This is a genomic window from Gordonia phosphorivorans, assembly GCF_042432625.1.
GTDB classification, from domain to species: domain Bacteria; phylum Actinomycetota; class Actinomycetes; order Mycobacteriales; family Mycobacteriaceae; genus Gordonia; species Gordonia phosphorivorans.
This window is the reverse complement of record NZ_JBHLWV010000002.1, coordinates 1-24,259: the sequence shown is the minus strand read 5'-3', so window position 1 is coordinate 24,259 and position 24,259 is coordinate 1. Positions and strand designations below refer to the sequence as shown.

The 24,259-nt window shown below is 68.9% G+C and carries 22 protein-coding genes; 17 read left to right on the top strand and 5 right to left on the bottom strand.

Annotated elements, in window-relative coordinates; translation table 11 throughout:
- Nucleotides 1-190 precede the first annotated feature (190 nt).
- Nucleotides 191-997, bottom strand: a complete 807-nt coding sequence (locus ACFFJD_RS00615) for an HAD family hydrolase (RefSeq protein WP_382359363.1) — start codon at nucleotides 995-997, stop codon at nucleotides 191-193.
- A 308-nt stretch (nucleotides 998-1,305) separates the two neighbouring features.
- Here ACFFJD_RS00615 and ACFFJD_RS00610 point away from each other — a divergent pair, with 308 nt between their 5' ends.
- From ACFFJD_RS00610 to ACFFJD_RS00570, 9 genes are all read left to right on the top strand, one after another.
- Nucleotides 1,306-2,241: an esterase/lipase family protein gene (locus tag ACFFJD_RS00610; RefSeq protein ID WP_382359360.1), complete on the top strand. Its 936-nt coding sequence runs from the start codon at nucleotides 1,306-1,308 to the stop codon at nucleotides 2,239-2,241.
- A 99-nt stretch (nucleotides 2,242-2,340) separates the two neighbouring features.
- Nucleotides 2,341-3,939, top strand: a complete 1,599-nt coding sequence (locus tag ACFFJD_RS00605; RefSeq protein WP_382359357.1) for a class I adenylate-forming enzyme family protein — start codon at nucleotides 2,341-2,343, stop codon at nucleotides 3,937-3,939.
- A gap of 106 nt (nucleotides 3,940-4,045) precedes the next feature.
- Entirely contained in the window at nucleotides 4,046-5,104 is a 1,059-nt protein-coding gene (ssd, locus tag ACFFJD_RS00600) for a septum site-determining protein Ssd (RefSeq protein ID WP_382359354.1), read from the top strand.
- Nucleotides 5,101-6,252: a TadA family conjugal transfer-associated ATPase gene (locus ACFFJD_RS00595; RefSeq protein ID WP_382359351.1), complete on the top strand. Its 1,152-nt coding sequence runs from the start codon at nucleotides 5,101-5,103 to the stop codon at nucleotides 6,250-6,252. The genes ssd and ACFFJD_RS00595 overlap by 4 nt, the downstream gene beginning before the upstream one ends.
- Nucleotides 6,249-7,061, top strand: coding sequence for a type II secretion system F family protein (locus tag ACFFJD_RS00590; protein WP_382359348.1), 813 nt, complete (start codon nucleotides 6,249-6,251; stop codon nucleotides 7,059-7,061). The genes ACFFJD_RS00595 and ACFFJD_RS00590 overlap by 4 nt, the downstream gene beginning before the upstream one ends.
- Nucleotides 7,058-7,672 carry a type II secretion system F family protein gene (locus ACFFJD_RS00585; RefSeq protein WP_382359344.1) on the top strand — a complete coding sequence of 205 codons (615 nt, stop codon included), beginning with the start codon at nucleotides 7,058-7,060 and terminating at the stop codon, nucleotides 7,670-7,672. Before ACFFJD_RS00590 ends, ACFFJD_RS00585 begins: the two co-directional genes overlap by 4 nt.
- Nucleotides 7,673-8,153: 481 nt before the next feature.
- Complete coding sequence (locus ACFFJD_RS00580) at nucleotides 8,154-8,372, top strand: DUF4244 domain-containing protein (protein WP_382359341.1); 219 nt, start codon at nucleotides 8,154-8,156, stop codon at nucleotides 8,370-8,372.
- 41 nt (nucleotides 8,373-8,413) lie between these two features.
- Nucleotides 8,414-8,743: a TadE family type IV pilus minor pilin gene (locus ACFFJD_RS00575; RefSeq protein ID WP_382359338.1), complete on the top strand. Its 330-nt coding sequence runs from the start codon at nucleotides 8,414-8,416 to the stop codon at nucleotides 8,741-8,743.
- A gap of 10 nt (nucleotides 8,744-8,753) precedes the next feature.
- Nucleotides 8,754-9,092 carry an Rv3654c family TadE-like protein gene (locus ACFFJD_RS00570; RefSeq protein ID WP_382359335.1) on the top strand — a complete coding sequence of 113 codons (339 nt, stop codon included), beginning with the start codon at nucleotides 8,754-8,756 and terminating at the stop codon, nucleotides 9,090-9,092.
- Between the two features lie 94 nt (nucleotides 9,093-9,186).
- Here ACFFJD_RS00570 and ACFFJD_RS00565 read toward each other — a convergent pair whose 3' ends face one another.
- The 3 genes from ACFFJD_RS00565 to ACFFJD_RS00555 form a co-directional block, all read right to left on the bottom strand.
- Nucleotides 9,187-10,695 (bottom strand): CoA-acylating methylmalonate-semialdehyde dehydrogenase, encoded by a 1,509-nt coding sequence (locus tag ACFFJD_RS00565; RefSeq protein WP_382359332.1) that lies wholly within the window; start codon nucleotides 10,693-10,695, stop codon nucleotides 9,187-9,189.
- A gap of 59 nt (nucleotides 10,696-10,754) precedes the next feature.
- A complete protein-coding gene (locus ACFFJD_RS00560) occupies nucleotides 10,755-11,912 on the bottom strand; it encodes an iron-containing alcohol dehydrogenase (protein ID WP_382359329.1) in 1,158 nt (385 codons plus the stop codon).
- Nucleotides 11,913-12,080: 168 nt separating this feature from the next.
- Nucleotides 12,081-13,727 carry a sigma-54-dependent Fis family transcriptional regulator gene (locus tag ACFFJD_RS00555; protein WP_382359326.1) on the bottom strand — a complete coding sequence of 549 codons (1,647 nt, stop codon included), beginning with the start codon at nucleotides 13,725-13,727 and terminating at the stop codon, nucleotides 12,081-12,083.
- A 301-nt stretch (nucleotides 13,728-14,028) separates the two neighbouring features.
- Here ACFFJD_RS00555 and ACFFJD_RS00550 point away from each other — a divergent pair, with 301 nt between their 5' ends.
- The 8 genes from ACFFJD_RS00550 to mftM all read left to right on the top strand — a co-directional run bounded on the left by ACFFJD_RS00550 (nucleotide 14,029) and on the right by mftM (nucleotide 23,313).
- On the top strand, nucleotides 14,029-15,483 hold the full coding sequence (locus ACFFJD_RS00550; protein ID WP_382359323.1) for an aldehyde dehydrogenase family protein: 1,455 nt from the start codon (nucleotides 14,029-14,031) through the stop codon (nucleotides 15,481-15,483).
- A gap of 79 nt (nucleotides 15,484-15,562) precedes the next feature.
- A complete protein-coding gene (locus ACFFJD_RS00545; RefSeq protein ID WP_382359320.1) occupies nucleotides 15,563-16,675 on the top strand; it encodes an NDMA-dependent alcohol dehydrogenase in 1,113 nt (370 codons plus the stop codon).
- Between the two features lie 105 nt (nucleotides 16,676-16,780).
- Nucleotides 16,781-17,680, top strand: a complete 900-nt coding sequence (locus ACFFJD_RS00540; protein WP_382359317.1) for a DUF7973 family transport facilitator — start codon at nucleotides 16,781-16,783, stop codon at nucleotides 17,678-17,680.
- Nucleotides 17,681-18,709: a LysR family transcriptional regulator gene (locus tag ACFFJD_RS00535; protein ID WP_382359314.1), complete on the top strand. Its 1,029-nt coding sequence runs from the start codon at nucleotides 17,681-17,683 to the stop codon at nucleotides 18,707-18,709.
- The gene (locus ACFFJD_RS00530; protein WP_382359311.1) at nucleotides 18,696-19,472 is read left to right on the top strand and encodes an enoyl-CoA hydratase-related protein; all 777 of its coding nucleotides are present in this window, start codon (nucleotides 18,696-18,698) and stop codon (nucleotides 19,470-19,472) included. The genes ACFFJD_RS00535 and ACFFJD_RS00530 overlap by 14 nt, the downstream gene beginning before the upstream one ends.
- Nucleotides 19,465-21,423, top strand: a complete 1,959-nt coding sequence (locus ACFFJD_RS00525) for an AMP-binding protein (RefSeq protein WP_382359308.1) — start codon at nucleotides 19,465-19,467, stop codon at nucleotides 21,421-21,423. Before ACFFJD_RS00530 ends, ACFFJD_RS00525 begins: the two co-directional genes overlap by 8 nt.
- 40 nt (nucleotides 21,424-21,463) lie before the next feature.
- Nucleotides 21,464-22,465, top strand: a complete 1,002-nt coding sequence (locus ACFFJD_RS00520; RefSeq protein WP_382359305.1) for an acrylyl-CoA reductase family protein — start codon at nucleotides 21,464-21,466, stop codon at nucleotides 22,463-22,465.
- On the top strand, nucleotides 22,462-23,313 hold the full coding sequence (gene mftM / locus ACFFJD_RS00515; RefSeq protein WP_382359302.1) for a mycofactocin oligosaccharide methyltransferase MftM: 852 nt from the start codon (nucleotides 22,462-22,464) through the stop codon (nucleotides 23,311-23,313). Before ACFFJD_RS00520 ends, mftM begins: the two co-directional genes overlap by 4 nt.
- Before the next feature lies 1 nt (nucleotide 23,314).
- Here the strand turns inward: mftM and ACFFJD_RS00510 are convergent.
- A partial coding sequence (locus ACFFJD_RS00510) for an IS3 family transposase (RefSeq protein WP_382359299.1) occupies nucleotides 23,315-24,259 on the bottom strand: 945 nt, incomplete at its 5' end.

The window sequence follows — 24,259 nt, the reverse complement described above, 5'->3', positions numbered from 1 at the left end:
GGGAGGCCTCAATGTCGCAGGCGCACAACGCTTCTGCCAATGCGGCGAGCTCCGCGTGGGTGCTTGCCGCCCGTGCTGGGAGCTTCCTTCGGGGGTTCGGACCTTCTCTTCTGGTCCGAGCTTTGCCTGGGGAGGCTCCGTACCTATTTTCTACACGGTGATTTGCATCACAGCAAGTGTTTGGGAAAAGTCATGCCGCGGCGTGTCGCTGATACACCAGGCGATAGGCCACCGCGGCCGCCGCCAAAGCGCCCACACCGGCGACGACGGTGGTCCAGCCGCCCGGCCCGGGGTGGGTCCAGTCGACCTTGGGTGCGGGGTTCGGGAAGTCGAGAATCTCCCAGTCGTGCTCGAGTGCATGGGCGCGCAGCGTGCGGTCGGGATTGACCACCGCGCGGTGGCCTGCGGCCTCCAACATGGGCAGGTCGGTGGCCGAGTCGGAGTAGGCGTAGCAGTCGGCGAGGTCGTACCCGCGTTCGGCGGCCAGATCGCGCATGGCGTGAGCCTTCTCCTCGCCGAAGCAGTAGAACTCGATCTCGCCGGAGTAGTGGCCGTCGACGACCTCCATCGTGGTGGCGCGTACCAGGTCGACGCCGAGAAGCTCGCCGATCGGCTCGACCATCTCGATGCCCGAGGCGGAGATGAGGACCACGTCGCGGCCGGCCGCCTTGTGCTGCGCGATGAGCTCGGTGGCCCCGCTGAAGATCACCGGGCGCACCACGTCGTCGAGGGTCTCGGCGACGATCGCGCGGACGGTGTCGGCCTCCCAGCCGGCGCACATCTGGGTGACGTGTCGGCGGAGTCGTTCCACGTGCTCGTCCGGCGCCGAGGTGAGCAACAGCTGGAGTTGGGCGATCGCCGACCGGAGCATGGCGCGCCTGGTCAGTAGCCCGCCGTCGTAGAAGGGGCGGGTGAAGGCGAGTGCGCTCGACCTGGCGATCACGGTCTTGTCCAGGTCGAAGAATGCCGCGGTGCGCGGAGGCGTCGTCGGAGCCACGGCGCTAAGCGTACGTTCAAATCGCCGGGGCGCGTGGGGAACGAATGCAATTCTGAAACACCGTTAGTTGCAAGTTGCAAGGACACCCGAGCGGGTGTACCTTCGCAGTTGTCCGGCTTAGGCCGGTGTCTTCAGCCCGACCCCCCGGGGCTGAAGACAGATGACCCCGGCCTCCTCCCCCCTGGCCGGGGTCATCCACTTTTCGGGGTGCGGAAATCTCCAACCCCATGTTACTGCTGGCGGGATTTTGTTACCCTCGATAACCAAGCAAACGCTCGGTTTGCGGTCTGGCTGGCGTTGGGGAACACATGCGGAAACTACTCGGTGCGTGGTGTGCGGCGGTGCTCGTCGTTCTCGGGGCGGTCGCGGGCGGGCCGGCGGCCGCCGCGCCGTCGGACAAGCTCCCGGAGAACTACAACTTCTTCGGCGGGATTCCCTACGAACTGGCGCATCCCGGCGGCGACCTGCCCGGAGCCAACGACTGGAACTGCCAGCCCTCGCCCGAGCATCCGCGTCCGGTCATCCTGGTGCACGGCACCGGCGGCGCCAAGACCACCAACTGGGGTGCGTACGTCCCCATGCTGCGCAACCGCGGCTACTGCGTCTTCGCGCTGACCTACGGCGCGCTGCCCGGCCTGCCGTGGCCGTTCACCGCGATCGGCGGCATGGACCGGCAGGAAGTCAGCGCCGCGCAGCTCGCGCGCTTCGTGGACAAGGTGCGCGCGTCGACGGGCGCCTCGACCGTGGACCTGGTCGGCCATTCGCAGGGCACCTACATGCCCACCTACTACCTCAAGTACCTCGGCGGTGCGGACAAGGTGACCAACTACGTCTCGCTGGCGCCGTTGTGGCGGGGTACCGGTGACATCGGGCCGATGGGGAAGATGTTCGGCGAGATGAACGTGCCGATGCCGATGTGCGTCGGGTGCGGCGGCATGCTGCCGGGGTCGGCGATGAACAAGAAGATCTGGGCCGGTGGCAGCCCGTATGTGAAGGGCGTCGCTTACACCAACATCGCCACGCGATACGACGAAGCGGTCATGCCGTATACCGCCGGACTGGTGCCGGGGCGGGCAGGCGAGAAGGTCACCAACATCGTCGTGCAGGACACCTGCGCACAGGACTACAGCGATCACATGGCGATCGCCGGTTCCCGTCGGGCGGCGTACATGGTGCTCAATGCGCTGGACCCGGAACACCCGGTCGCGGTGCCGTGCACGTTCGTGCCGCCGTTCACCGGCTGAGCCTCGGCGCGACCTGCCGAAACGGCGAAAGCGGACATGCGTCCGGTGTTCTCCCGGTAGTTGTGATCTCAACAACCACACTTCTTGAGTAGGAGAACCATGTCCGGCATGCGCCCCGATCTGTCCGGTGTCGACCCGCTGACCGTCAACCTCGCCCAGCGCGTCTGCGTGGGCGACCAGCCGACGCGCAGCGCGCACCTCTACGGCTCCCGGGTGGCGATCGTCGACGGCGATGTACGCCTGACCTACCTGGACGTGGAGGAGCGCGCGAACGCATTGGCGCGCGGGCTGTCCGAGCGCGGATACTCCCACGGCGATGCGGTGGCTCTGCAGTTGCAGAACAGCTGGCAGTTCGTCGTCGGCTTCTTCGCGCTCGCCAAGCTGGGGGTGGTGGCGATGCCGCTGAACCTGCTGTTGTCGCCGAGCGACGTGGCCTACCAACTGTCCGACAGCGGCGTGCAGGCGGTGATCACCGAGACCCCGTTCCTGCCGGTCATCACGGGTGCGCTGGCCGAGGCGGGCGGCGCCGCGGTGCGCGAGGTGATCGTCGTCGGGGAGGCCCCGGCCGAGGTCGCGGGGCTGCCCGCCGTCGCCTGGGACGCGGTGCTGTCGGATGACGCCTCGGCGGTGGAGACGATCGTTGAGGACCGGGACATCCTGCACTGCCTGTACACCTCGGGCACCACGTCGCGGCCCAAGGGCGTGGTGACAAGTCATGTGGCCGTTCACATTTCGAATCTGTCGTCGGCATTGGGCCTCGGTCTGCGCCCGGACACCGCGTACCCGGTGCAGCCGATCGTGCTGCCGCTGTTCCACGTGACCGCGCTGGATGCGCTGCTGCTGCCCACCCTGCTGGTGGGTGGCACCGCGGTGCTCTTGCGGGGTTTCGAGCCGGCGGTGGTCGCCCAGACCTTCGTCGATCATCGCGTGACGCACCTGACCATGCTCCCGATGATGTGGGGAGCGGTGATCGGCCAGCCCGCGCTGACCGACGAGAACACCGCGCACCTGATCACCGCCCTGTACGCGATGGCGCCGATGCCGGCCCCGCTGCTGGCCGCGGTGCGCGCACGGTTCGCCAACGCGGCCGTCATCCTGGGTTCGGGCCAGACCGAGACCACGCCCGCGTCGGAGCTGCAGTGGGTCGGTCATCAGGGCAGCAAGGACGATTCGTGGGGCCCGGCGACGGTGTCCACCGATGTGGCGATCATGGACGGCGAGGGGAACCTGCTGCCGCCCAACGAGATCGGCGAGATCGTCTACCGGAGTCCGCAGCTGATGACCGGCTACTGGAACAACGCCGCGGCGAACGCGGAGGCCTTTGCGCACGGCTGGTTCCACGGCGGCGATATCGGCTACATCGACGACGAGGGCGTCGTCTGGTTCACCGACCGGGCCAAGGACATCATCAAGACCGGCGGCGAGAACGTCAGCTCGGTGGAGGTGGAGCGGGCCTTGCTGGGGCACCCGGACGTGGCCGAGATCGCCGTGGTCGGTCGCGCCGACGAGCACTGGGGCGAGGCGGTGACCGCCGTGGTGGTGCTGACGCCGGGGGCCTCGGTGACGGGCGACGAGCTGCGGGAATGGTCGCGCGAGAAGCTGGCCGGTTTCAAGGCGCCCAAGGAGGTGCTGGTGGTCGACGCGCTGCCGAAGACCGCGACCGGCAAGATTCAGAAGCACCTCGTCCGGCAGATGTAACCCGATCCGAGAGGCGGCTCCGCCGGGTGGATAAGTCCGCCCGCGGCGCCGCCCGGGTGTGGACATCGCACTGGCGGTGTCGATACCTCCGGCTCACGCTGGGGGCATGAGCGAGGCATTGCTGGCGTTGACCGGCCCGGCCCTGCACGACGAGGTGGCTCGGTGCGGGGCCGCCGCCGGCTATCAGATCGTGCGCGGCGATCCGGCGCGCTGCCGGGGCGAATGGTTGCGGGCCACGGCAGTGGTGGTCGACGGCGCAGCCCTGTCCGTGCTCGAGGAATCGGGTCCGCCCGCGCGGCCGGGCGTCCTGGTGGCGGCGGGCCCGGGCGCGGACCCGACGGTGTGGCGCGCGGCGCTGTCGGTGGGTGCGCAGGGCGGGTACACGTTGCCCGACGACGAGGCCGCGCTGGTGGCGGCGCTGTCTGCGCTGCGGCGGCCGCGTCGTTCGGCAGCGGCGGTGATCGCGCTGGTCGGCGGGCACGGCGGAGTCGGCGTGAGTACCTTTGCGGCGGTGCTGGCGCTCACCGCCGGTCGCGCCGACATCGGGGTGCTGCTGCTCGACGTGGAACCCGGCGGCGCGGGTCTCGACCTGCTGCTGGGGGCCGAAGACGCGGCCGGGCTGCGCTGGTCGGATATCACCGGCGAGACCGGAAGCATTCAGGGACAAGCACTTTCGGCGGCACTGCCGCGGTTCGGGGAGCGCGTGCGCATCCTCACCCAGCGTCGAGATGACGGTGCGTCGCTCTCGGCGGAGACGGTGTTGGCGGTGGTGGACGCCGCGCGCTCGGACGGTGGGCTGGTGGTCGCCGATCTGGGGCGCGCCACCGATCCGGTCGCGGCCGGAGTGTTGGACTCGGCCGACCTGGTGGTGGTGCTCTCGTCGGCGACGGTGCCCGCGGTGGCCGCGACACGAAAGCTGCTGGCGCGGATCGGTTCGCGTCCGGAGTTGCGGCTGCTGGTGCGTGTGCCGGCTCCCGGTGGCCTCGCACCGGAACAGATCGCACGGGCCGTTCAGGTGCCGTTGGTGGGGACGCTGCGCACCCGTGCCGCGTTGGCCCGCCGCTGCGAAGAAGGTGGGGTTCGGGCGGTCCCGCGCAGCCCGGAGGTGCGGGCCGCCGCCGCGGTCCTGGCGGCGCTGACCGATGTGCGCGGCGGGCGACGATGACTGCGCCCTCAGCCCTTCGGCATGCTGTCCTGCTCGATCGGGTGCGCGAGCAGCTGGCGGCGCGGTCGGTGGAGCCGGACGCCGAGACCATCGCCGAGGTGGTGCGGAGTGAGTCCGGGGGATTGCTGTCGGACACCGATCTGCTTGCGGCGCTTCGCTATCTGCACACCGAGCTGGTGGGGGCGGGGCCGTTGGAAGCGCTCCTCGCCGACTCCGCGGTGACCGACATCCTGGTCACCGGGCCGGATCGCGTGTGGATCGAACGAGGGGCCGGACTCGAACGGGTCCCGGTGGCCTTCGACGACGAGGCGAGCGTTCGGCGTCTGGCGGTGCGGCTGGCGCTGGGCGCGGGCCGGCGTCTCGACGATGCGCAGCCGTGGGTGGACGGACGGCTCGCGGGCATCGGGCGGCACGGCTATGCGGTGCGCCTGCATGCGATGATTCCGCCGCTCGCGCTGGACGGCACCTGTATCTCGCTGCGCGTGCTGCGTTCGGCGACGATGGACTTCGCCACGCTCGTCGCCAACGGCGGGATTCCCGAGCCGGTGCGCGACCTGGTCACCGGGGTCGTCGCGCAGCGTCGGGCCTTCGTCGTGGTGGGCGGTACCGGCGCGGGCAAGAGCACGTTTCTCAATTGCCTTCTGGGGCAGGTGGATCCGCGGGAGCGGATGGTCATCGTCGAGGATGCGCCGGAACTGGATCCCCAGCACCCGCACGTTGTCCGGCTGGTGGCGCGCGCGCCTAACGTCGAGGGAATCGGGGAGGTTTCGGTGCGCACACTGGTGCGGCAGGCGCTCCGCATGCGCCCGGACCGGATCATCGTGGGCGAGGTCCGCGGCCCCGAGGTGATCGACCTGTTGACGGCGTTGAACACCGGCCACGAGGGGTGTGCGGGCACTCTCCACGCCAACTCGGTGGCGGAGGTGCCGGCCCGCATGGAGGCGTTGGCCGCGCTGGGCGGTATCGGACGCACGGCGCTGCACAGTCAACTGGCCGCTGCGCTGGATGTGGTGTTCGGAGTGGCGCGGCGCCCGGACGGACGCCGCGGCCTCGTCGAGGTGGGCGCGGTGGACGTGGCAGCCGACGGCACCGTGGTGATCCGATCGCTGTGGTCGCGGACCGACGAGCCTGGTTGGTCGTCGCCATGACGGTCGTGGCGGCGGGCTGTCTGCTGACGGCCGTCGCGCTGGTGGTGTGGCCGTCGACGGCCCCGGCTCGACGCGTTGCGCGATTGACCGGGCCGCCGCCTTCCCGCCGGGGGCGGCCGCGTGCAGAACTCCTGGCGATGGCAGCCGTGCCGGTGCTGGGTGCGGTGCTCGGCGTCGGGGTCGGGGTCGCGTCGGCGATCGTCGTGGCCGTGGCGCTGTCGCGGTGGCGCCGGCTGCGCGATCAACGGCGGCGCGGTGAGCGGGAAGCCCAGCTGTGTCGGGCGCTGACGGTGATGACGGCCGAGATGTCGGTCGGCGCCCCCATGGTGGGTGCCTGCCGGGCCGCCGCCGACGAACTGGCCGAGTCCGCCGGCGCCGAGCCGACAGACTCGACCGTGGCACGGGAGCTGATGCGGATCGCTGCGCGCGTGGAACTGGGCGGCGGGGTGGATCCGGAGTCCGTGCCTGCCGACCTTCCGGGACTGCACCGGCTCGGCGAGGCGTGGTCGATCTCGGTGCGACACGGGCTGCCGATGGTGGCGTTGCTGGAGGCGCTCCGCGCCGACCTGGTCCAGCGTCGGGAGTTCGCCGCGCGGACGGAGGCGGGCTTGGCCGGTCCCCGCGCCACGGCGATGGTGCTGGCGGGATTGCCACTGCTCGGGCTCGGTTTGGGTCAACTCATGGGTGCGGCTCCCTTGGCGGTGCTGCTTGGCACACCGCTGGGGTCGGTCCTGTTGGTGGTCGGGGTGGGCTTGGCCGCCGCCGGAGTGTGCTGGGCCGACGCCATCGTTCTGCGGGCGAAACGATGACTTCGGTGCTGCTGCTGCTCGGTGTGGCCCTGCTGCTGTGGCCGGCCCCGGGGGCGGCGCTGCGCCGTGCGGTCCCGGCGACGTCGGACATCGGACGACGTTCGGTGCTCGGTGGGGAGCCGCGTTGGTTGAGGCAGCGTAGGCAGGCGTCCGACGCCTTTGCGGTCGCCGCCGGCTATGACCTCTTCGCCGTCTGTTTGAAGGCCGGGTTGCCCGTCTCGACGGCCGCGGCCGTGGCGGCCGAGCACTGCCCGGATCCGATGGCCGGGCAGTTGGCACGTGCGGCCGAGTTGCTGGCGCTCGGCGCCGATCCCGCCCAGGCCTGGGCGCAGGAGTCCGCCGGGAAGGCGGACGACCCGGGCGAGCACTTCCGCGAGTTGGCGACGTTGGCTCGGCGTGCCTCGCGGGCCGGGTCGTCGCTGGCCGACGGCGTGGCCGCCCTCGCCGAGGCCACGCGCGAGCAAGCGCAGACGGAGGCGCTGGCCAGGGCTGAGAAGGCCGGTGTCACCATCAGCGGTCCACTCGGCCTGTGCTTCCTCCCGGCCTTCGTCTGCCTGGGCATCGTGCCGGTGGTGATCGGCTTGGCCGGCCGCATGCTCGGGCAGTGGTGACGCGCGCGGGTAACCCTCGCCCGGGGCCCAATGGGCAGGCACACTATGAAGTTTTCAAACAACATATCGCGCCGAGAGAACTTTCCCGACACTTCCTTCGCAAGGTTCTTCGACTCCGCCTTGGCGGAATTCGTGGCAGACAACCGGTCTGCCACTTCGTGTATCTCCAGTACTTCGTGGACTTCATAGCCGGGAACCGGTCGAGCCGCGTGACGATCGGTCACCCGGCCACTCATGTTCCGCGAGTTCGGATTCGTTGATCCCATCTCGACTACGTCTATGTTACCTCTCACCTATGACAGGAATACTCGTGCGAGCCGGTTGTGGATATGTCCTGTCTCAGGACATCGGTGACAGTGAGCGGCCCGGTGGCCGGCGCTGAGTTCGAACGGTGTTCGGCGTCCCAGGCGTGTCGTGGAACCGCGTGGGCGGTGTGCGCGTCTAAGTGTCGTCCAGACAATTTCGACGCGAGGGGGATCTCATGAGCAATCATCCATTCGGGAGCGTGACCGAGCGTATCGGCGCCGAGGTCGGTCGGCTGATCAGCGACGACAGCGCCATGTCGACGGCCGAGTACGCGATCGGCACCGTCGCCGCGGCGGCGTTCGGTGCGATTCTCTACACGGTGATCAGTGGCGACAACGTGGTGAGTGCGTTGACCGGGATCATCAGCCGGGCACTGTCCACGTCGATCGGGTGAGGGCGTTGTGGTGTCGACGGCTTGCCGCGGACGAGACGGGGATGGTGACGGTCGAGGCCGCGTATGCGCTCGCGGCGCTCGCGGTGTTCGTCGTTCTCGGCGTGGCGGCGATCGGTACCGTCGTGGCGCACCTGCGGTGTACCGACGCGGCTCGTGAAGTGGCCCGGTTGTCCGCTGCCGGCGATGATCAGGCCGAGGCTGTCGGTGCGCGGGTGGCTCCGCGGGGCGCGCGGATTCAGGTGCGTCGGCGGGGCGATCAAATCGTCGCGGTGGTCAGTGCCAGGGTGCCGTTGTTGCCGCTGTTCGATGTTTCGGCGCGGAGTGTGGCGGCGGTGGAACCCGAGGTCCAGGCGGCGTCTGTGGGCGAATGAGGACGGATCGGTGACGGTGGCGGCGGCATTGACGATTGCCGGCTTGGCCACGGTGCTGGTCGCGATCGGATTCGTGGGTGCCGGGATGGTGGCTCGGCACCGTGCGCAGAATGCGGCGGACCTGGGGGCTTTGGCCGCCGCGGCCGGACATGTGTGGGGCCAGGAGCGGCCGTGCGCGTTGGCGCAGGTGATCGTCGAGGCGCAGGAGGGTGGTCCGCGGGTGGTGCGGTGCGAGGTGGATGGTCCGGATCTGTTGGTGGAGGTGGCGGTTCGGGTGCGGTTGGGGCCGTGGGGTGTGCGTGCTGCGGTGGGGCGGTCTCGCGCCGGACCGGTGGCGGCTGGTGGTTGAGCTGTCGTCGCCGTGAGTCGATCCGGCGGCGCTGTGCGACCGCGTGCGCCTCACTCCGCTCCTATCGAGCGAGCTCGATAGGAGCGGAGGGTCGTCACTTGGCCGTCGGCATGGCGAACTCCGTCGGAGCCGCTCCGGCCTCGGGCCACCGGATCGTCGCGGTCTTGTACCGCGTGTAGAAGCGCACGCCTTCACGACCGTGGACGTGATGATCGCCGAACAGGGAACGCTTCCAGCCGCCGAACGAGTGGAACGCCATCGGGACGGGGATCGGCACGTTGATGCCGACCATGCCCGCGCGCACCTGCGAGATGAACGTTCGCGCGGCACGACCGTCGGCGGTGAACAACGCGGTGCCGTTGCCGAACTCGTGGTCGTTGACCAACTGGAGGGCTTCGTCGAACGAGTTCACGCGCACAATGGCGAGGACGGGTCCGAAGATCTCCTCGCGGTAGATCTTCATCTGGGGCGTGACGTGGTCGAACAGCGACGCGCCGAGGAAGAACCCGTCCTCGCGGACCCCGTTCCGGCCATCCACGACGAGCTCGGCGCCTTCGTTCTCGCCCGCCGCCACATACGACATCACTCGCTCGCGATGCTCCCGCGTGATCAGCGGGCCCATCTCCACTCCGGGCTCGGTGCCGGGGCCGACACGCAGCTCAGCTATCCGCTCGACCAGCCGCTCGCGGATCGCGCGGGCCACCTCGTCGCCGACGGCGACCACGACGGAGATCGCCATGCACCGTTCGCCCGCCGATCCGAACGCCGAGCCCATCAGCGCGTTCACCGCGTTCTCCACGTCCGCATCGGGCATGACCACGAGATGGTTCTTGGCGCCGCCGAGCGCCTGCACACGCTTCCCGGCCTCGGTGCCGGTTCGATAGACGTGCTCGGCGACCGGAGTGGACCCGACGAAGCTGACCGCCTCGACACGCGGATCGGTGATCAGCGTGTCGACCACCTCGCGGCCTCCGTGCACGATGTTGAAGACCCCGTCCGGCAGCCCCGACTCGGTGAGCATCGCCGCCATCTCCATGGCCAGGGTCGGCACCTTCTCCGACGGCTTCAGGACGAAGGTGTTGCCGCATGCCAGCGCCACCGGGAACATCCACATCGGGACCATCGCGGGGAAGTTGAACGGCACCACACCCACCACCGGGCCGAGCGGCTTGCGCAGGGACATGCCGTCGACGCCGCTTCCGACGTTCTCGGTGAACTCGCCCTTCAACAGTTCGGGGATGCCGCAGGCGAATTCGACCACTTCGATGCCTCGCTGCAGTTCGCCCTTGGCGTCGTCGAGGACCTTGCCGTGCTCGTCGCAGATGATCGCCGCGAGCCGGTCGATGTCGGCGAGCATCTTCTCGCGGAAGGTGAACATGACGCGCGCTCGGACGTGCGCCGGAGTGGCCGCCCACGCGTCGAAGGCACGTGCGGCGGCGGTGACGGCGGCCTCGGCGTCGGCGCGGGAGCCGACCGGTACGCGTTTGGTGACCTCGCCGTTGGCAGGGCAGTAGACGTCGGTGGCGTCGGGAGCGTCTGAGTCGACGACTCGGCCGTCGATCCAGTGACCGACGGTGTCCACGGCGATGGCGGTGGAAGACATGGGGAACTCCTCAGAGGTGGAAGGGAGGGGAAAAAGGATTCGGGGTGCGTGATCGGCGATCAGTAGATACGGCGGTAGATCTCGCAGATCTCGTCGGCGGTCGGGACCACCGGATTGTTCTGGGGCGAGCCGGAGGCCAGCGCCTGCTCGGCCATCGTCGGCAACAGTGCGGACCAGCGCTCGGCGTCGACGCCCAGCGTCCGCGGGGACGGTACGGCCAGGTCGTGATTGAGGCGACGCAGCTCGTCGACGAAGCGTTCGCCCGCGACTTCGTCGGAGACTCCGTCGTCGGCCACGCCGTAGGCGCGAGCGCAGTCGGCATAGCGGGAACGAGCACCGGGAAGCGAGAACTCGGCGACGGCCGGGAATAGCATCGCGTTCGAGAGCCCATGGCTGACGTGGAAGTGGGCGCCGAGGGGCCGGCTCATGCCGTGCACCAACGCGACACTCGAGTTGGAGAACGCGATACCGGCCTGTGTGGCCGCCAGCATCATCTGCTCGCGGGCCTGCTCGTCCGACCCGTCGCGGTAGACGCTGCGCAGGCAGGAGGCGATCGTCGAGATCGCGGTGAGTGCGAACCCGTCGCTGAACGGATTGGCCTTGACACTGACGTATGCCTCCACCGCGTGGGTCAGCGCGTCGATACCGGTGTCGGCGGTGAGCCGCGGCGGCATCGACATGGTCAGCGTGTAGTCGATGATCGCGGCGGTCGGCAGGAACGCCAGCCCGGGACACAGCATCTTCTCACCGGTCTCCGAGTCGGTGATGACGGTGAACCGGGTGGCCTCCGAGCCGCTGCCCGCCGTGGTCGGGATGGCCACGAGCGGCAGCAACGGCTGGTCGGTCGTCGTCGGTGCCTTGAAGTCCCGCATCGGCCGATCGGTGGTGGCCAGGAGCGCGACGGCCTTGGCCGTGTCGAGTGAGCTGCCGCCACCGAAGCCGACGACCGCGTCGCACCCGTCGGCGCGAGCCATATCGACGGCGGGACGCAACGAGTCGGTCGTCGGATCGGGGACGACGCGATCGAAGACGCTGAACTCGATGCCGGCCGCCGCGAGCGACTGACCGAGACGCGCGACGGCGCCGGTGGAGGTCAGGAATTCGTCGGTCACGATCAACGGTCGGCGGCAGCCGAGGTCGGTCAGGAGTACGGACAGATCGTTCAAAGCGCCGGCGCCGATCCGCAGGACGCGTGGCAGGGCGATGACGTTGGACATGTGGAGGGCCTCTGGTCGGATATGGGGTCACTTGTGACTCTGCCCGACCCCGTGCGACCCGACAACGGCCAAATGCACACACTCCTGTGCGTTTGTGCACGACGGTTCGCACGTCTGCGCCACCCGTCGACCGGCGCAGATCTCCGCAGGTGAAAGGGAGGAAAGGGGTTACACGATGATCCCGTACTCCTTGATGTGGTGGTACAGCGTGCTGCGGCTGATCCCCAGATAGTCGGCCGCGTGGGCCTTGTTGCCGTGGTAGATCTCCATCGCTCGCATGATCGCGTCACAGCTGGCCTGCTGCCACGGTGTCATCTGCTTGGTCGTGGCCTTCATCCGCAGTTCGGTCGGTAGGTCGGCGACGTCGATGAGCGTTCCGCGGGAGCGCGCCAGGGAGCGCAGCACCGTCGCGAGCTCCCGATGATTGCCCGGCCACGAGTACGACTCCAGGACCCGCGTCGCCTGCGGTGTGAACCGGTACCGAACGCCCGGACCGGCGATCTCGTTGAGCGTGCTGAGCAGCTCCGAGCGTTGATCGCGCAGCGTCGGGAGATCCAGACGGGCGTCGAACAGGTCGAGGAGCCGGGCATGGTCGGCGTCGCCGGGGACCGACGTGGCGGCCAAGATCCGCGGCCGCCCGCAGACGAGGAGATTCTCGATGAGGTCGCGTGCCGCTTTCGACAGCAGATCGAGGTTGTCGATGGTGAGCACATCGGGGAACGCCTCGCAGGCCAGGGCGCGCAGCTCGTCCTCGACATCGGCGGGCGCCGCAGTCCGGCCGTCGATCGCGCGCACGGCGAGGCCCGCCGCGACCTCGCCGAGGGCGGTCGTGCGTCCGCTGCCGGGTTCGCCGACGATCACCGCGGAGCCGGTGCCGGCCTGGACGTCGTCGATCCCCTGCTGCACGCGGCTCCGTCGACGCAACGGTGTGGCGGCGCGCGGCACGGCCGGGCGCTGTCGCGTCCGCAGTCGGATCAGCACCGCGTCCGACCCCTCGATCGATTCCATCTCGATCTGGGCGGTCTGCCCGCTGGTCAGCTCGCACTCGGCGCGCGTGGTGCCGCGCACGCCGTCGGCGAGCTGCTGCAACGCCGTGACATCGGTGTCGGACAGGGCGCGGGCCGCCATCGAACTCTGCAGCACCATCGAGCGGGACACGGCCACGACCATCGCCGCCGGGTGACGGGCCGCATCCTCGAAGGCGCGGACCACCGAGTGGGTACGACTGCCCGCGGTGTCCTGGATGTTCTGTTCGATCTCGGCGATCGCCGAGTCGATGAACGGCCGCATCAGACTCGACTCGGCTCCGACGACGCTCATGACGTCCAGCACGCCCATCAAATGTCCGTTGAGCGGGTTGAAGATCGGCCTGCCGTAGCAGCTGTAGCCGTGCAGACCCTCCATGAAGTGTTCGTCGCCGCGCACGAACAGGGGGCTCCGCGTCTCGAAGGGGGTCGCCAGCGCGTTGGTGCCCGTGGTGTCCTCGCGCCACACCGCGCCCGGCGTGGCGCCGATCCGCTCGACGACGGTGTCGATCTGTCGGCATCCGTTCACCGTGGTCAGCATTTCGGCTTGGGCACCGACGAGCATCACCGAGAGTCGTTCGCCGTCGATTCCGTTACGAATCCGGTGCAACACCGGCGCCGCGGCGCGAAACAGTCGGCTCGCGGTGTCGACGTCGCCGGCGGTCGGGGGATCCATCGGCTTGGACGGATCGAGACCGTACTGGCGCGACCGCTTCCACGAAGCGTGCAGGAGGCGGCTCGCGCGGCTCGTCGTGAACGACGCCAGCGCGTCTGTGACGTTGTCTTTCATCGGATACGACCTCTCGATCTTCCGCTGACGCGGGTTGGACGCACGCGTGCTTCAGGCGACACCTCGCGAGAGGTGTGAACGCCATCACTTGCGATGGCAATCACCATAGCGGGCGCGGGGGAGGGCCCCGCTCGCAGATTCGGGGTGTACGGATACCGAACAGATAGGTGTGACGCACGACGCAAGACTGAATGTCGTCGCCCTCCCCGGTACTTCCGGCGGACCCGCTCACCGGGTTCCGCGGCCCGATTTTCGAGGCGACCTTCCCCGTGCCGGCGGCACTTGAATCGAGAGGATTGTGATGACCTCACTCATCGCCCCGACCCCTGGACTGGGGTTCGACCTGGCGACCAAGAAATACAGCCAACTGATCGACGGGCGGCTCGTCGACGGCGCCATCGACGTCGCCGTGCTCGACCCGGGTACGGCCGAGCAGGTGGCCACCACCCCGGCGGCGTCGACCGAGCAGTTGGACGAAGCGGTCGCTGCCGCACGGCGCGCTCTCCCCGGTTGGGCGGCGCTCAGCGTCGGCGAGCGCGGAGCGATCCTGCACCGAGTCGCCGACGTGCTCGTCGAGCACCACGAGGCGCTGGCCCAGCTGACCACCCTGGAACAGGGCAAGCCGATCGCGCAGGCTCGTGACGACGTCAGCTGGTCGATCGATTTCACTCGGTACTTCGCCGACTACCGCCTCGAGACCGAAGTCCTGCGTGACGACGAGAACGGGTATGTGGAACTGCGCAAGCGACCGGTCGGCGTGGTCGGCGCGATCACCCCGTGGAACTTCCCGCTCTTCCAAGCTCTGTACAAGCTGGCTCCGGCCCTGATCGTCGGCAACACGATGGTCCTCAAGCCGTCGCCCACCACCCCGTTGGCGACCCTGCATTTCGCCGAACTGGTCCGCGACGTGATCCCGGCCGGCGTGTTCAACGTGGTCGGCGACGCGGGCGACCTCGGTGCGCACCTCACCTCGCACCCGGGGATCAACAAGGTGTCGTTCACCGGTTCCACCGTCACCGGCCGCCGCGTGATGGAGGCCTGCGGCCCCACGCTCAAGCGACTGACCCTCGAACTCGGTGGCAACGACGCGGCCATCGTGCTCGACGACGCCGACATCGAGAAGACCGCCGAGGGTCTCTGCACCTGGGCGTACGCGAACGGCGGCCAAGTGTGCGTGTCGATCAAGCGGATCTATGCGCCGTCGTCGATCTACGAGCAGTTGGTGGAGGCGCTCGCCCGACGCACGTCGGAGCTGACCGTCGGGCACGGACTCGACGAGCAGACCCGCCTCGGCCCGGTGCAGAACGCGACGCAGTTCGAGAAGGCCCGCGCGAGCCTGGCATTGGCCCACGAGCACGGAACGGTCGTCGTCGGCGGTCAGACGCTCGACCGGCCCGGTTACTACGTCGAGCCGACCCTGGTCCGCGACGTCGACGAGGACAGCCCGCTGATCCGCGAGGAGACGTTCGCCCCGATTCGTTCGGTTCTCCGATACGACGACCTCGACGATGCGATCGCCCGCGCCAACGACACTCCGTACGGGCTCGGCGCGTCCGTGTGGGGCTCCGACATCGAGCGCGCCATCACCGTCGCCGGCCGCCTCGAGGTGGGTACCTCGTGGGTCAACCACCACTTCCAGCTGACCCCCGACGTCCCGTTCGGCGGCATCAAGCAGTCCGGCCTCGGCGCCGAGTTCGGCCGCATCGGCGTCGAGGGGTTCGTCGACGTCCATGTCGTGAACCTCAAGCGGTCCTGACCTCTACCCCCGATCAACTCTCTCCCCACCTGAGCGCACCGGCCTCGGCGCGCTCGTCCACCCAACAGAAGGAACACTCATGAAAACCCTCGCAGCAGTCGTCGTCGAACCGGGCAAGCCGATCGAGATCGAGGAACTCACCCTGGCCAAGCCGGGCCCGCACGAGGTCCTCATCCAGTACCAGTACGGCGGTCTGTGCCACTCGGACGTGCACATCGCGATCGGTGACACCATCGCCAGGCTGCCGATGGTCCTCGGTCACGAGGGCGCGGGCATCATCCAGGAGGTCGGCCCCGGCGTCACCCGTGTCAAGCCCGGCGACCATGTCATCTGCTCCTTCACTCCGACCTGTGGTCGATGCAAGTACTGCGCCACCGGCCGTCAGTCGGTGTGCGACATGAACGCAGCCATGCTGGAAGGCCACCTCGACGGTCAGCGCTGGCCGATCAGCGGACCGCGCGGCCAGTACGGCGCCATGTGCACTTTGGGCACGTTCAGCCAGTACAACGTGATCAACGAGTACTCGGTGGTGAAGGTCGACGACGACATCCCGCTCGACAAGGCAGTCCTCGTCGGCTGTGGCGTCCCGACCGGCTGGGGCTCGGCCGTCTACGCCGCCGACACCCAGCCCGGCGACATCGTGGTGATCTTCGGTATCGGCGGCATCGGCATCAATGCGGTGCAGGGCGCCAAGCACGCCGGCGCCGAGCACATCATCGTCATCGACCCGCTGCAGAACAAGCGGGACAAGGCCATCGAGCTGGGCGCGACCCTGGCCTTCGACAATGCGGCCGACGCCAAGGTCGCGGTCGACGAACTGACCAACGGGCAGGGCGCCGAGTCGGCGATCATCACCACCGACTTGATCACCTCGGAGCAGGTCAGCGACGGACTCTCGATGGTCGGTCGCTGCGGAACCCTGGTCCTCACCGCGCTGAACCGGATCGACGAGATCACCGTCAAGGTTCCCAGCACCGAGATGAGCTACTTCCGCAAGACCATCAAGGGTTCGCTGTTCGGCGACTGCAACCCCACGTACGACATTCCGAAGCTCGTCCGCATGTACGCCGACGGAAAGCTCAAGCTCGACGAGCTGATCACCAAGGAGTACAGCCTCGAGCAGGTCAACGAGGGCTACGACGACCTGCTGGCGGGCAAGAACATCCGCGGAATCATCAAGCACCAGCACTGACCGATTGAGCGGTCGCGCCGCGGCGTCGATCCCCGCTCTCAGCGAGAGCGGGGATCGAGGTCGGCGCCGCATGCGCAACCGACCCGAACCCTGTGAGGAATCATCATGACGCTCACTGTGAGCGAACTCGTCGGCGCCGCCGGCGGCGGCGCCCTCGGGGCGGCGCTCGGCGCGCTCGGCGCCTTCTCCCTGATGGGCGTGGTCGTCATCGTCGCCACGTTGGCGACCACGTTCGGTCCCGACACCGGGCTCGTCGAAGGTCTCGCGTTCGGTCCGGTCTTCGGTCCGCACGTGATGTTCGCCAGCGGAGCGGCCGCCGCGGCCTACGCGGCCTACATCCGGCGCCACGAGTCGGGGCGTGACATCGCCAAGCCGCTGATCACCTACGACAAGATGTCGATCCTCGGCGTCGGCGCGGTTTTCGGAGTGCTGGGGCAGTTGCTGGCGCGGGCGGTCGGCGAGATTCCGCTCGTGCGCGCCGCCGACGATTCAGAGATCTCGATGGTCGATTCGCTGGCGGTGAGCGTGGTCCTGACCGCACTCATCGCGGCGGCGCTGTGGGCGCGCACCCCGCTTGCCGAACGAATGACCTGGGTGCCGTGGCAGCACCGTGCTTCGGCGGTGCTCACCATCGGCGCGATGGGCGGTGCGATCGCCGGGTCGGTGTTCCTGGCCTGGCCGGAGGACTCGCGGGCGATGGCCGGCCTGTTCCTCTACGGTGCGTCCGCGGTGACACTGCTCGCGCTGGTCTTCGGCGCGGCGGTACCGGTGACCCATCACATCACGCTGCCCGCTGCGCTCGCGGCCGGCGTCGCGGCCGCGCACACCGGTGAGGCAACGTGGATCCTGGTCGCGGCGGTGGCTGCCGGCGTCGTCTCGTCGGTCGTCGCCGAGGGATGGGCGCGTCTAGTGTTGGAACGCTGCCGGATGCACCTGGACCCGCCGGCAGTCGCGATCGCGATCATGGCGACGGTGCTCGCGCTGATCAAGTTGGGGCTCGCCTAGATGGCTCCGGCCCGAACGCTGCACTCCAAGGTCGGCGCAGAGGATCTGCTGATCCTGCTGGCCGTGGCGCGCAGCGGCACCATCACCGGTGCCGCTGCGCGGCTCGGCGTCGACCACTCCACGGTCAGTCGGCATGTGGCCCGCATGGAGAAGAAGGTCGGGCAGCGCCTGTTCAATCGGTCGCCGAGCGGGTGGCAGCTCACCGAGACGGGACGTCGGCTGCGATCCATCGGCGAGCGGATCGAACAGAGCGTCGACGATGCGGTCCGCGTCGTCGACGCCGACGGCGAGGACGGCGTGTGCGGGCCGGTGCGGCTGCTCACCCCGGATGCCTTCGGCTCGTATCTCGCCCCGCACGCCCTGGCGGCCGCGGTGGCCAGGCACGGGTCCCTCCGCCTGGAACTGCTGACGTCCACCACCCATCTGGACCTGGGCAGCGGCGAATACGACATCGCCGTCTCCTTGGAGCCGCCGCCGTCTCGCGCGGTGGTCTCCCGCCGCCTGTGCACCTACTCGCTGGGACTGTTCAGCTCGGTCGAGTACGCGGCGACTCACGCCGAGCTCACCGACATCGACGACCTGCGAGATCGTCGTCTCGTCTACTACTTGGACGGCCACCTGGACATCGCGGCTCTGCGTGTGCTCGATGAGCTCCTGCCCGGGGCGTGCGCGACGGTGCAGTCCAACAGTGTGAGCGCCCAGATCCAGGCGGTCCTCGCCGGCCACGGCATCGGGCTGCTCCCGACATATGCCGCCGCGTTTCACCCGGGACTGGTACCGGTGCTGCCCGACAGCGTCGCCGTGGGGCAGCAGTACTGGCTCGTCGTCCCGTCGGCGGTGCAGCGCGCACCGCACATCCGGGTGGTCGCCGATGCCCTCATCGAGAGCCTGTCCGGGCACCTCGAACCCGGCGCGCCAGATTCCGTCCCCTTCACACCCCGACCCTTCACACCCCGACCCTTCACACCCCGACCCTTCACACCCCGTCCCTTCCCACCAGGAGGATTTCCCACCGATGTCCACTTATGACACTCTTTCGCTCGCCGTCGGAGACGACGGCGTCGCCCTGTTGACCCTGAATCGACCGGACGCGCTCAATGCCTTGAACTCGACGATGATGCGCGAGTTCGCCGAGGCGCTGGACGAGGCGACGCGTGCCGAAGCTCGGGTCCTCGTGCTCACCGGAGCCGGCCGAGCCTTCGCCGCGGGCGCCGACATCGCCGAGATGCGCGACCGCACCTTCGGCGACATGACCGACGCCGATCATCTGTCGCTGTGGGAGCGGCTCGCGCAGCTGCGCATTCCCACCATCGGCGCCGTCAACGGCTTTGCGCTCGGCGGCGGCTGCGAGATCGCGATGATGTGCGATGTCCTCATCGCGGGCGAGGGCGCCTCGTTCGGACAGCCGGAGATCGCTCTCGGCATCATCCCCGGCATCGGTGGAACCCAGCGGCTGACTCGGATCGTCGGGAAGGCTCAGGCGATGGACCTGGTGCTCACCGGTCGCCGTGTCGATGCTGCGGAAGCTCACCGAATCGGCCTGGTCAGCCGTGTGGTCTCGGACGCCGACGTCCTCGACGAGGCCTTGACCGCGGCGCGAAAGATCGCGGGCTTCTCCGCACGCGCGGTGCGCGCCGCCAAGGAGTGCGTGCTGCGCGCGGATCAGACGCCGCTGTCCGAAGGCCTCTTGTTCGAACGACGCTGGTTCCACTCGTTGTTCGCCTTCGCAGACCAGACCGAGGGCATGTCCGCGTTCCTCGACAAGCGGCCGGCGAGGTTCACCGATGGCTGAGCAGCGTCGACCGCAGGGTTCCACCATCGATGCGGATGCGATCGATTCGTATGCGGCCGCCACCGACGCAGCGCGTGATCCGGGCCGATTCTGGCTGTCCGCGGCCCGCGAGATCGACTGGGTGGACGAGCCGTCCCAGCCGTACACGGAGAACCCGGACGGTACCGTCGACTGGTTCCCGGGAGCGACCGTCAACACGGCCTACAACGCGGTCGACCGACACGTCGCCGAGGGGAACGGCGACCGCGCCGCACTGATCTACGTCTCTCCGGTGACCGGCCGCGAAGAGACCGTGACGTACGGGGAGCTGCTCGAACAGGTCCGCCGGGCGGCCGGTGCGCTGCGCCGTCTGGGCGTGGGCGCCGGGGACCGAGTCCTCGTGTATCTGCCGATGATCCCGGAAGCCGTCGTCACGATGCTGGCCTGCGCCCGACTCGGTGCGGTGCACGCGGTGGTCTTCGGCGGCTTCGGCTCGGCCGAGCTGGCGGTTCGCATCGACGACGCCCGCCCGGTGGTGGTCGTGACCGCCACCGGGGGACTGGAGCCCGGCCACACCGTGCCGTACCTTCCCCTGCTCGACGCGGCGCTCGACGAGTCCCGGCACCGCCCGCGACACGTCGTCGTCGTCGATCGGCCGGAGGTGCCCCCGCCGGCCGATCGGGTGGTCGCCTGGCCGGTGCACGACTGGGCCGAGCACGACTGGGCGGAACTGATCGCGGTCGCCGAACCCGTCGACCCGGTTCCGGTCGCGGCGGACCACCCGCTGTACATCCTGTACACCTCGGGGACCACCGGGATGCCGAAGGGAATCGTCCGAGACAACGGTGGCCACGCCGTCGCGCTGTCCTGGTGCATGCGGCACGTGTACGGGGTTCAAACCGGGGATGTGGTCTTCGCAGCCAGCGACATCGGCTGGGTGGTCGGGCATTCGTTCATCGTCTACGGTCCGCTGCTGGTCGGCGCCACGACGGTGCTGTTCGAGGGCAAACCGGTCGGCACGCCCGACGCGGGTGTGTTCTGGGACATCGTCGAACGCCATCGGGTCGATGTGCTGCTCTCGGCACCGACCGCGATGCGTGCGGTGCGCCGCGACGACCCGAACGGGGTGCTGCTCGCCGAGTACGACGTGTCGAGTCTGCGCGGGATCTTCCTCGCGGGCGAGCGGCTGGACCCGGACACCCAGCGGTGGTTGGGGCAGGTCCAGCCGGCGCCGGTGATCAACAACTGGTGGCAGACCGAGACCGGCTGGCCGGTGGTGTCGAACTTCCTCGGCCTGACGTACTTCGAGCCGCGGCCCGGCTCGTCCACCAAGCCGGTGCCCGGCTTCACCGTGGAGATTCTCGGGCACGACGGGACGCCGGTGCCGGTGGGCCACGAGGGAGCGGTCTGTCTACGGCTGCCGTTGCCGCCGGGGGCGCTGACCGGAGTGTGGGGCGACGACGAGCGTCTCGCGCGGACCTACCTCACCGAGCACCCCGGCTTCTACAGTTCCGGCGACGGCGGGCATGTCGACGAGGACGGCTACGTCTACATCCTCGGCCGCACCGACGACGTGATGAACGTCGCCGGGCACCGGATGTCGTCGGGACAGATCGAGGCCGCGATCTCCGAGCATCCGGGGGTGTCCGAGTGCGCGGTGGTCGGCGTCCGCGACGAGCTGAAGGGGCAACGACCCCACGCGATCCTGGTGCCCGCGATCGACTTCGTCGACCGGGCGGACCAGCTGCGAGCGGAGGTCTCGGCGCTGGTGCGCAGCCGAATCGGACCGATCGCCTCGCTGGCCGGGGTCGACGTGGTCGGCGCACTACCCAAGACCCGCTCGGGAAAGATCGTCCGCCGCTGCCTGCGGCAACTGCTCGAAGGCGCCGAACTCGAGGTGCCGCCCACCATCGAGAACCCGGCGGCGCTCGACGATCTGGCTCGCACTCTCGGACCTTCACCGCGCGGATAACGCTGCGGCTCAACAACTTTCCTCAGGAGGAGAACCTTTCATGTCTACTTTTCAAGCACTGGTCGCCACCCTCGTCGGTGATTCGGTCCGGCCGGAGTTCACCGACCGCGAGCGGCAACCGCTCGGCGCCGACGAGCTGCGCGTCGACATCAGTCATTCGAGCGTGAACTTCAAGGACGCTCTCGCCTTCACCCCGGGCGGCGGTGTGGTCCGCGACTATCCGATCATCCCCGGCATCGACCTGGCCGGTGTGGTGACCGAATCGACGTCGGCCTACTTCCAGGTCGGCGACCATGTCATCGCGCACGGCTACGACATCGGGACCGCCCGCGATGGCGGATACGCGCAGGAGACGGTGGTCCCGGCCGGCTGGACGGTGAAGCTGAACTCCCTGACGCCGCGCGAGGCCGCCACGATCGGCACCGCCGGATTCACCGCCGCGATGAGTGTCGCCGCGATCCTCGACTGGGGGGTGACGCCGGACTCGGGTCCCGTCGTGGTCACCGGGGCCACCGGCGGGGTCGGTTCGGCGAGCATCGACCTGCTGGCCGCGCGTGGCTTCGAGGTGATCGCCGCGTCGGGCAAGCCGGAGGCCGCCGACGGTCTGCGCGCGCTCGGCGCTTCCGAGGTGATCGGTCGGCTTCCCCTGGACCCCGATGCCAAGCCGCGGCCGCTGGGCCGCAGTCGGTGGGCGGCGGCCGTCGACTGTGTCGGCGGTACGGCGTTGGCCGACATCCTCGCCACCACCGAATACGGCGGGGTGGTCACCGCCAGCGGTCTGACCGGCGGCGTCGCGCTCGCCACCACCGTCATGCCGTTCATCCTTCGCGGGGTGGGGCTCCTGGGTATCGACTCGGTGCAGATGCCCATCGACCGGCGCCGGGCGCTGTGGCAGCGGATCGAGACGGACCTGCGGCCGCGCAGCCTGGACAAGATCGGGGTCGATGTGCAGATCGGCGACGTGCCGACCGTGGTCGGTCAGCTGCGTCGCGGAGAGTTCACCGGTCGTGCGGTGATCGACATGGGCCGGGGATGGGCATGACCGCGGTCCTGGACCGTCCCCTGCCCACCCCGGCCGCCGGCCGGGTCTTCGTCCGCGCGGCGAGGGCCGGCGAACTGCTCGACGGCGGCGGTCCGCTGTGGTGGCACGTCCGCGAGGACGGCGGCCTGTGCCTGGTGCATCGGTTCACCGCCGCCGACATCAGCGACGACGCACTGGTAGCGGCGCTGTCGCTTCTCGTCGACATCGGTGCGCTGGCCGGTCAGGACGAGTTCGAAGCGGCTGCGGTGCAGATCATTCTCAGCTCGGCGCCGACCGCCGTCGAAGCGTGGGACGCGTTCTACGACAACACCCTGCGCGGCCTGACGGACGGAACCTCGGCGTTCGCGCCGATCCACCGCCGAGCCCGATCCCTGGTGACCGGCGGTTCGGTCCTGGAGGTCGGCAGCTGTTTCGGGTTCCTCGCGATTCAGCTGGCACGAGACGGCCGGACGGTCGCGGCGTGTGACCTCAGCAGGGGAGCGGTCTCGCTGCTTCACCATGAGTCTCGGCGCTACGGGTTGCCGATTTCGAGTCGAGTCGCCGACGCGACCGCGTTGTCGTACGACGACTCGAGCTTCGACACCGTGACGCTCATCCACCTCCTCGAGCATCTGGAGGACGACCAGGCGGTGGCCGCCATCCGCGAGGCCCTGCGCGTCGCCCGTCGCGCAGTGGTCATCGCGGTTCCGTTCGAGGAGACACCCAGCGAGCACTTCGGTCATCAGCAGAATCTGGAGACCGCGACATTGCGGCAGTGGGCGGAGGAGGTGCCGCACGCCGGCGCGCAAGTCTTCGAAGATCACGGAGGGTGGCTATTGCTGTCAAGTGTCGGGTTTGGTAGAGGCTGATCTACTTGGTTTCGGTTAATGAGTGCTCGCGCGCAGTGGCGCGATAGGCCGCCTCGAGCTCGGCGGGCGGGACGTGCCCGATCTCGCCATGGAGGCGACGGTTGTTGAACCAGTCGATGTATTCCGCCGTCGCGATCTCGACGTCGTTGATCGCCGTCCAGGGACCGCGGTTGCGGATCAACTCGGCCTTGTAAAGCGAGTTCAGCGCCTCGGCCATCGCATTGTCATAGCTATCGCCCTTTGACCCGACAGAGGCGACGGCGTCGCATTCGGCGAGACGTTCTGCGTAGCGGATCGCTCGATACTGGACCCCGCGATCGGAGTGATGAATTAGGCCGGTCAGGTCGTCGCCGGCATGCTGGCGCCGCCAAATCCCCATTTTCAGGGCGTCGAGCGCGAGGTCCGTATAGAGCCTTGTAGAGACCTGCCAGCCGACGACAAGACGACTGAACACGTCGGTGACGAACGCGACATAGACCCAGCCGGAGAACGTGTGGACATAGGTTATATCGGCGACCCAGAGCTCGTTCGGACGCGACGCGACGAACTCGCGCCCCACGAGATCCAACGGCCTGCCCGTCTCCGGTGCCGGCTTCGTCGTCCGCGGACCCTTCGCCCGCGAGATCCCACGCAGCCCGGCCTCGCGCATGAGACGCCGGACCGTGGACTCGGCGACTTTCTCGCCCTGCCTGCGCAGCTCGGCGTGGATCTTACGGACTCCATAAACGCCGTAGTTGTCCGAGTGGATCTTCCGGATCAGCTCCAGCAGCTGCCCGTCGCGGACCTCTCTCGCCGAGGGCGACCGAGACTGAGCGGCATAGAACGTCGACGGGGCAATCTGGCCGGGCGTTCCTTCCAAGACCCGGCAGATCGGCTCGACCCCATGCTCGCCACGATGCTCCGCGACGAACCGGACGCGTTCGCTCATCGGGACGGGCGGTCGAGC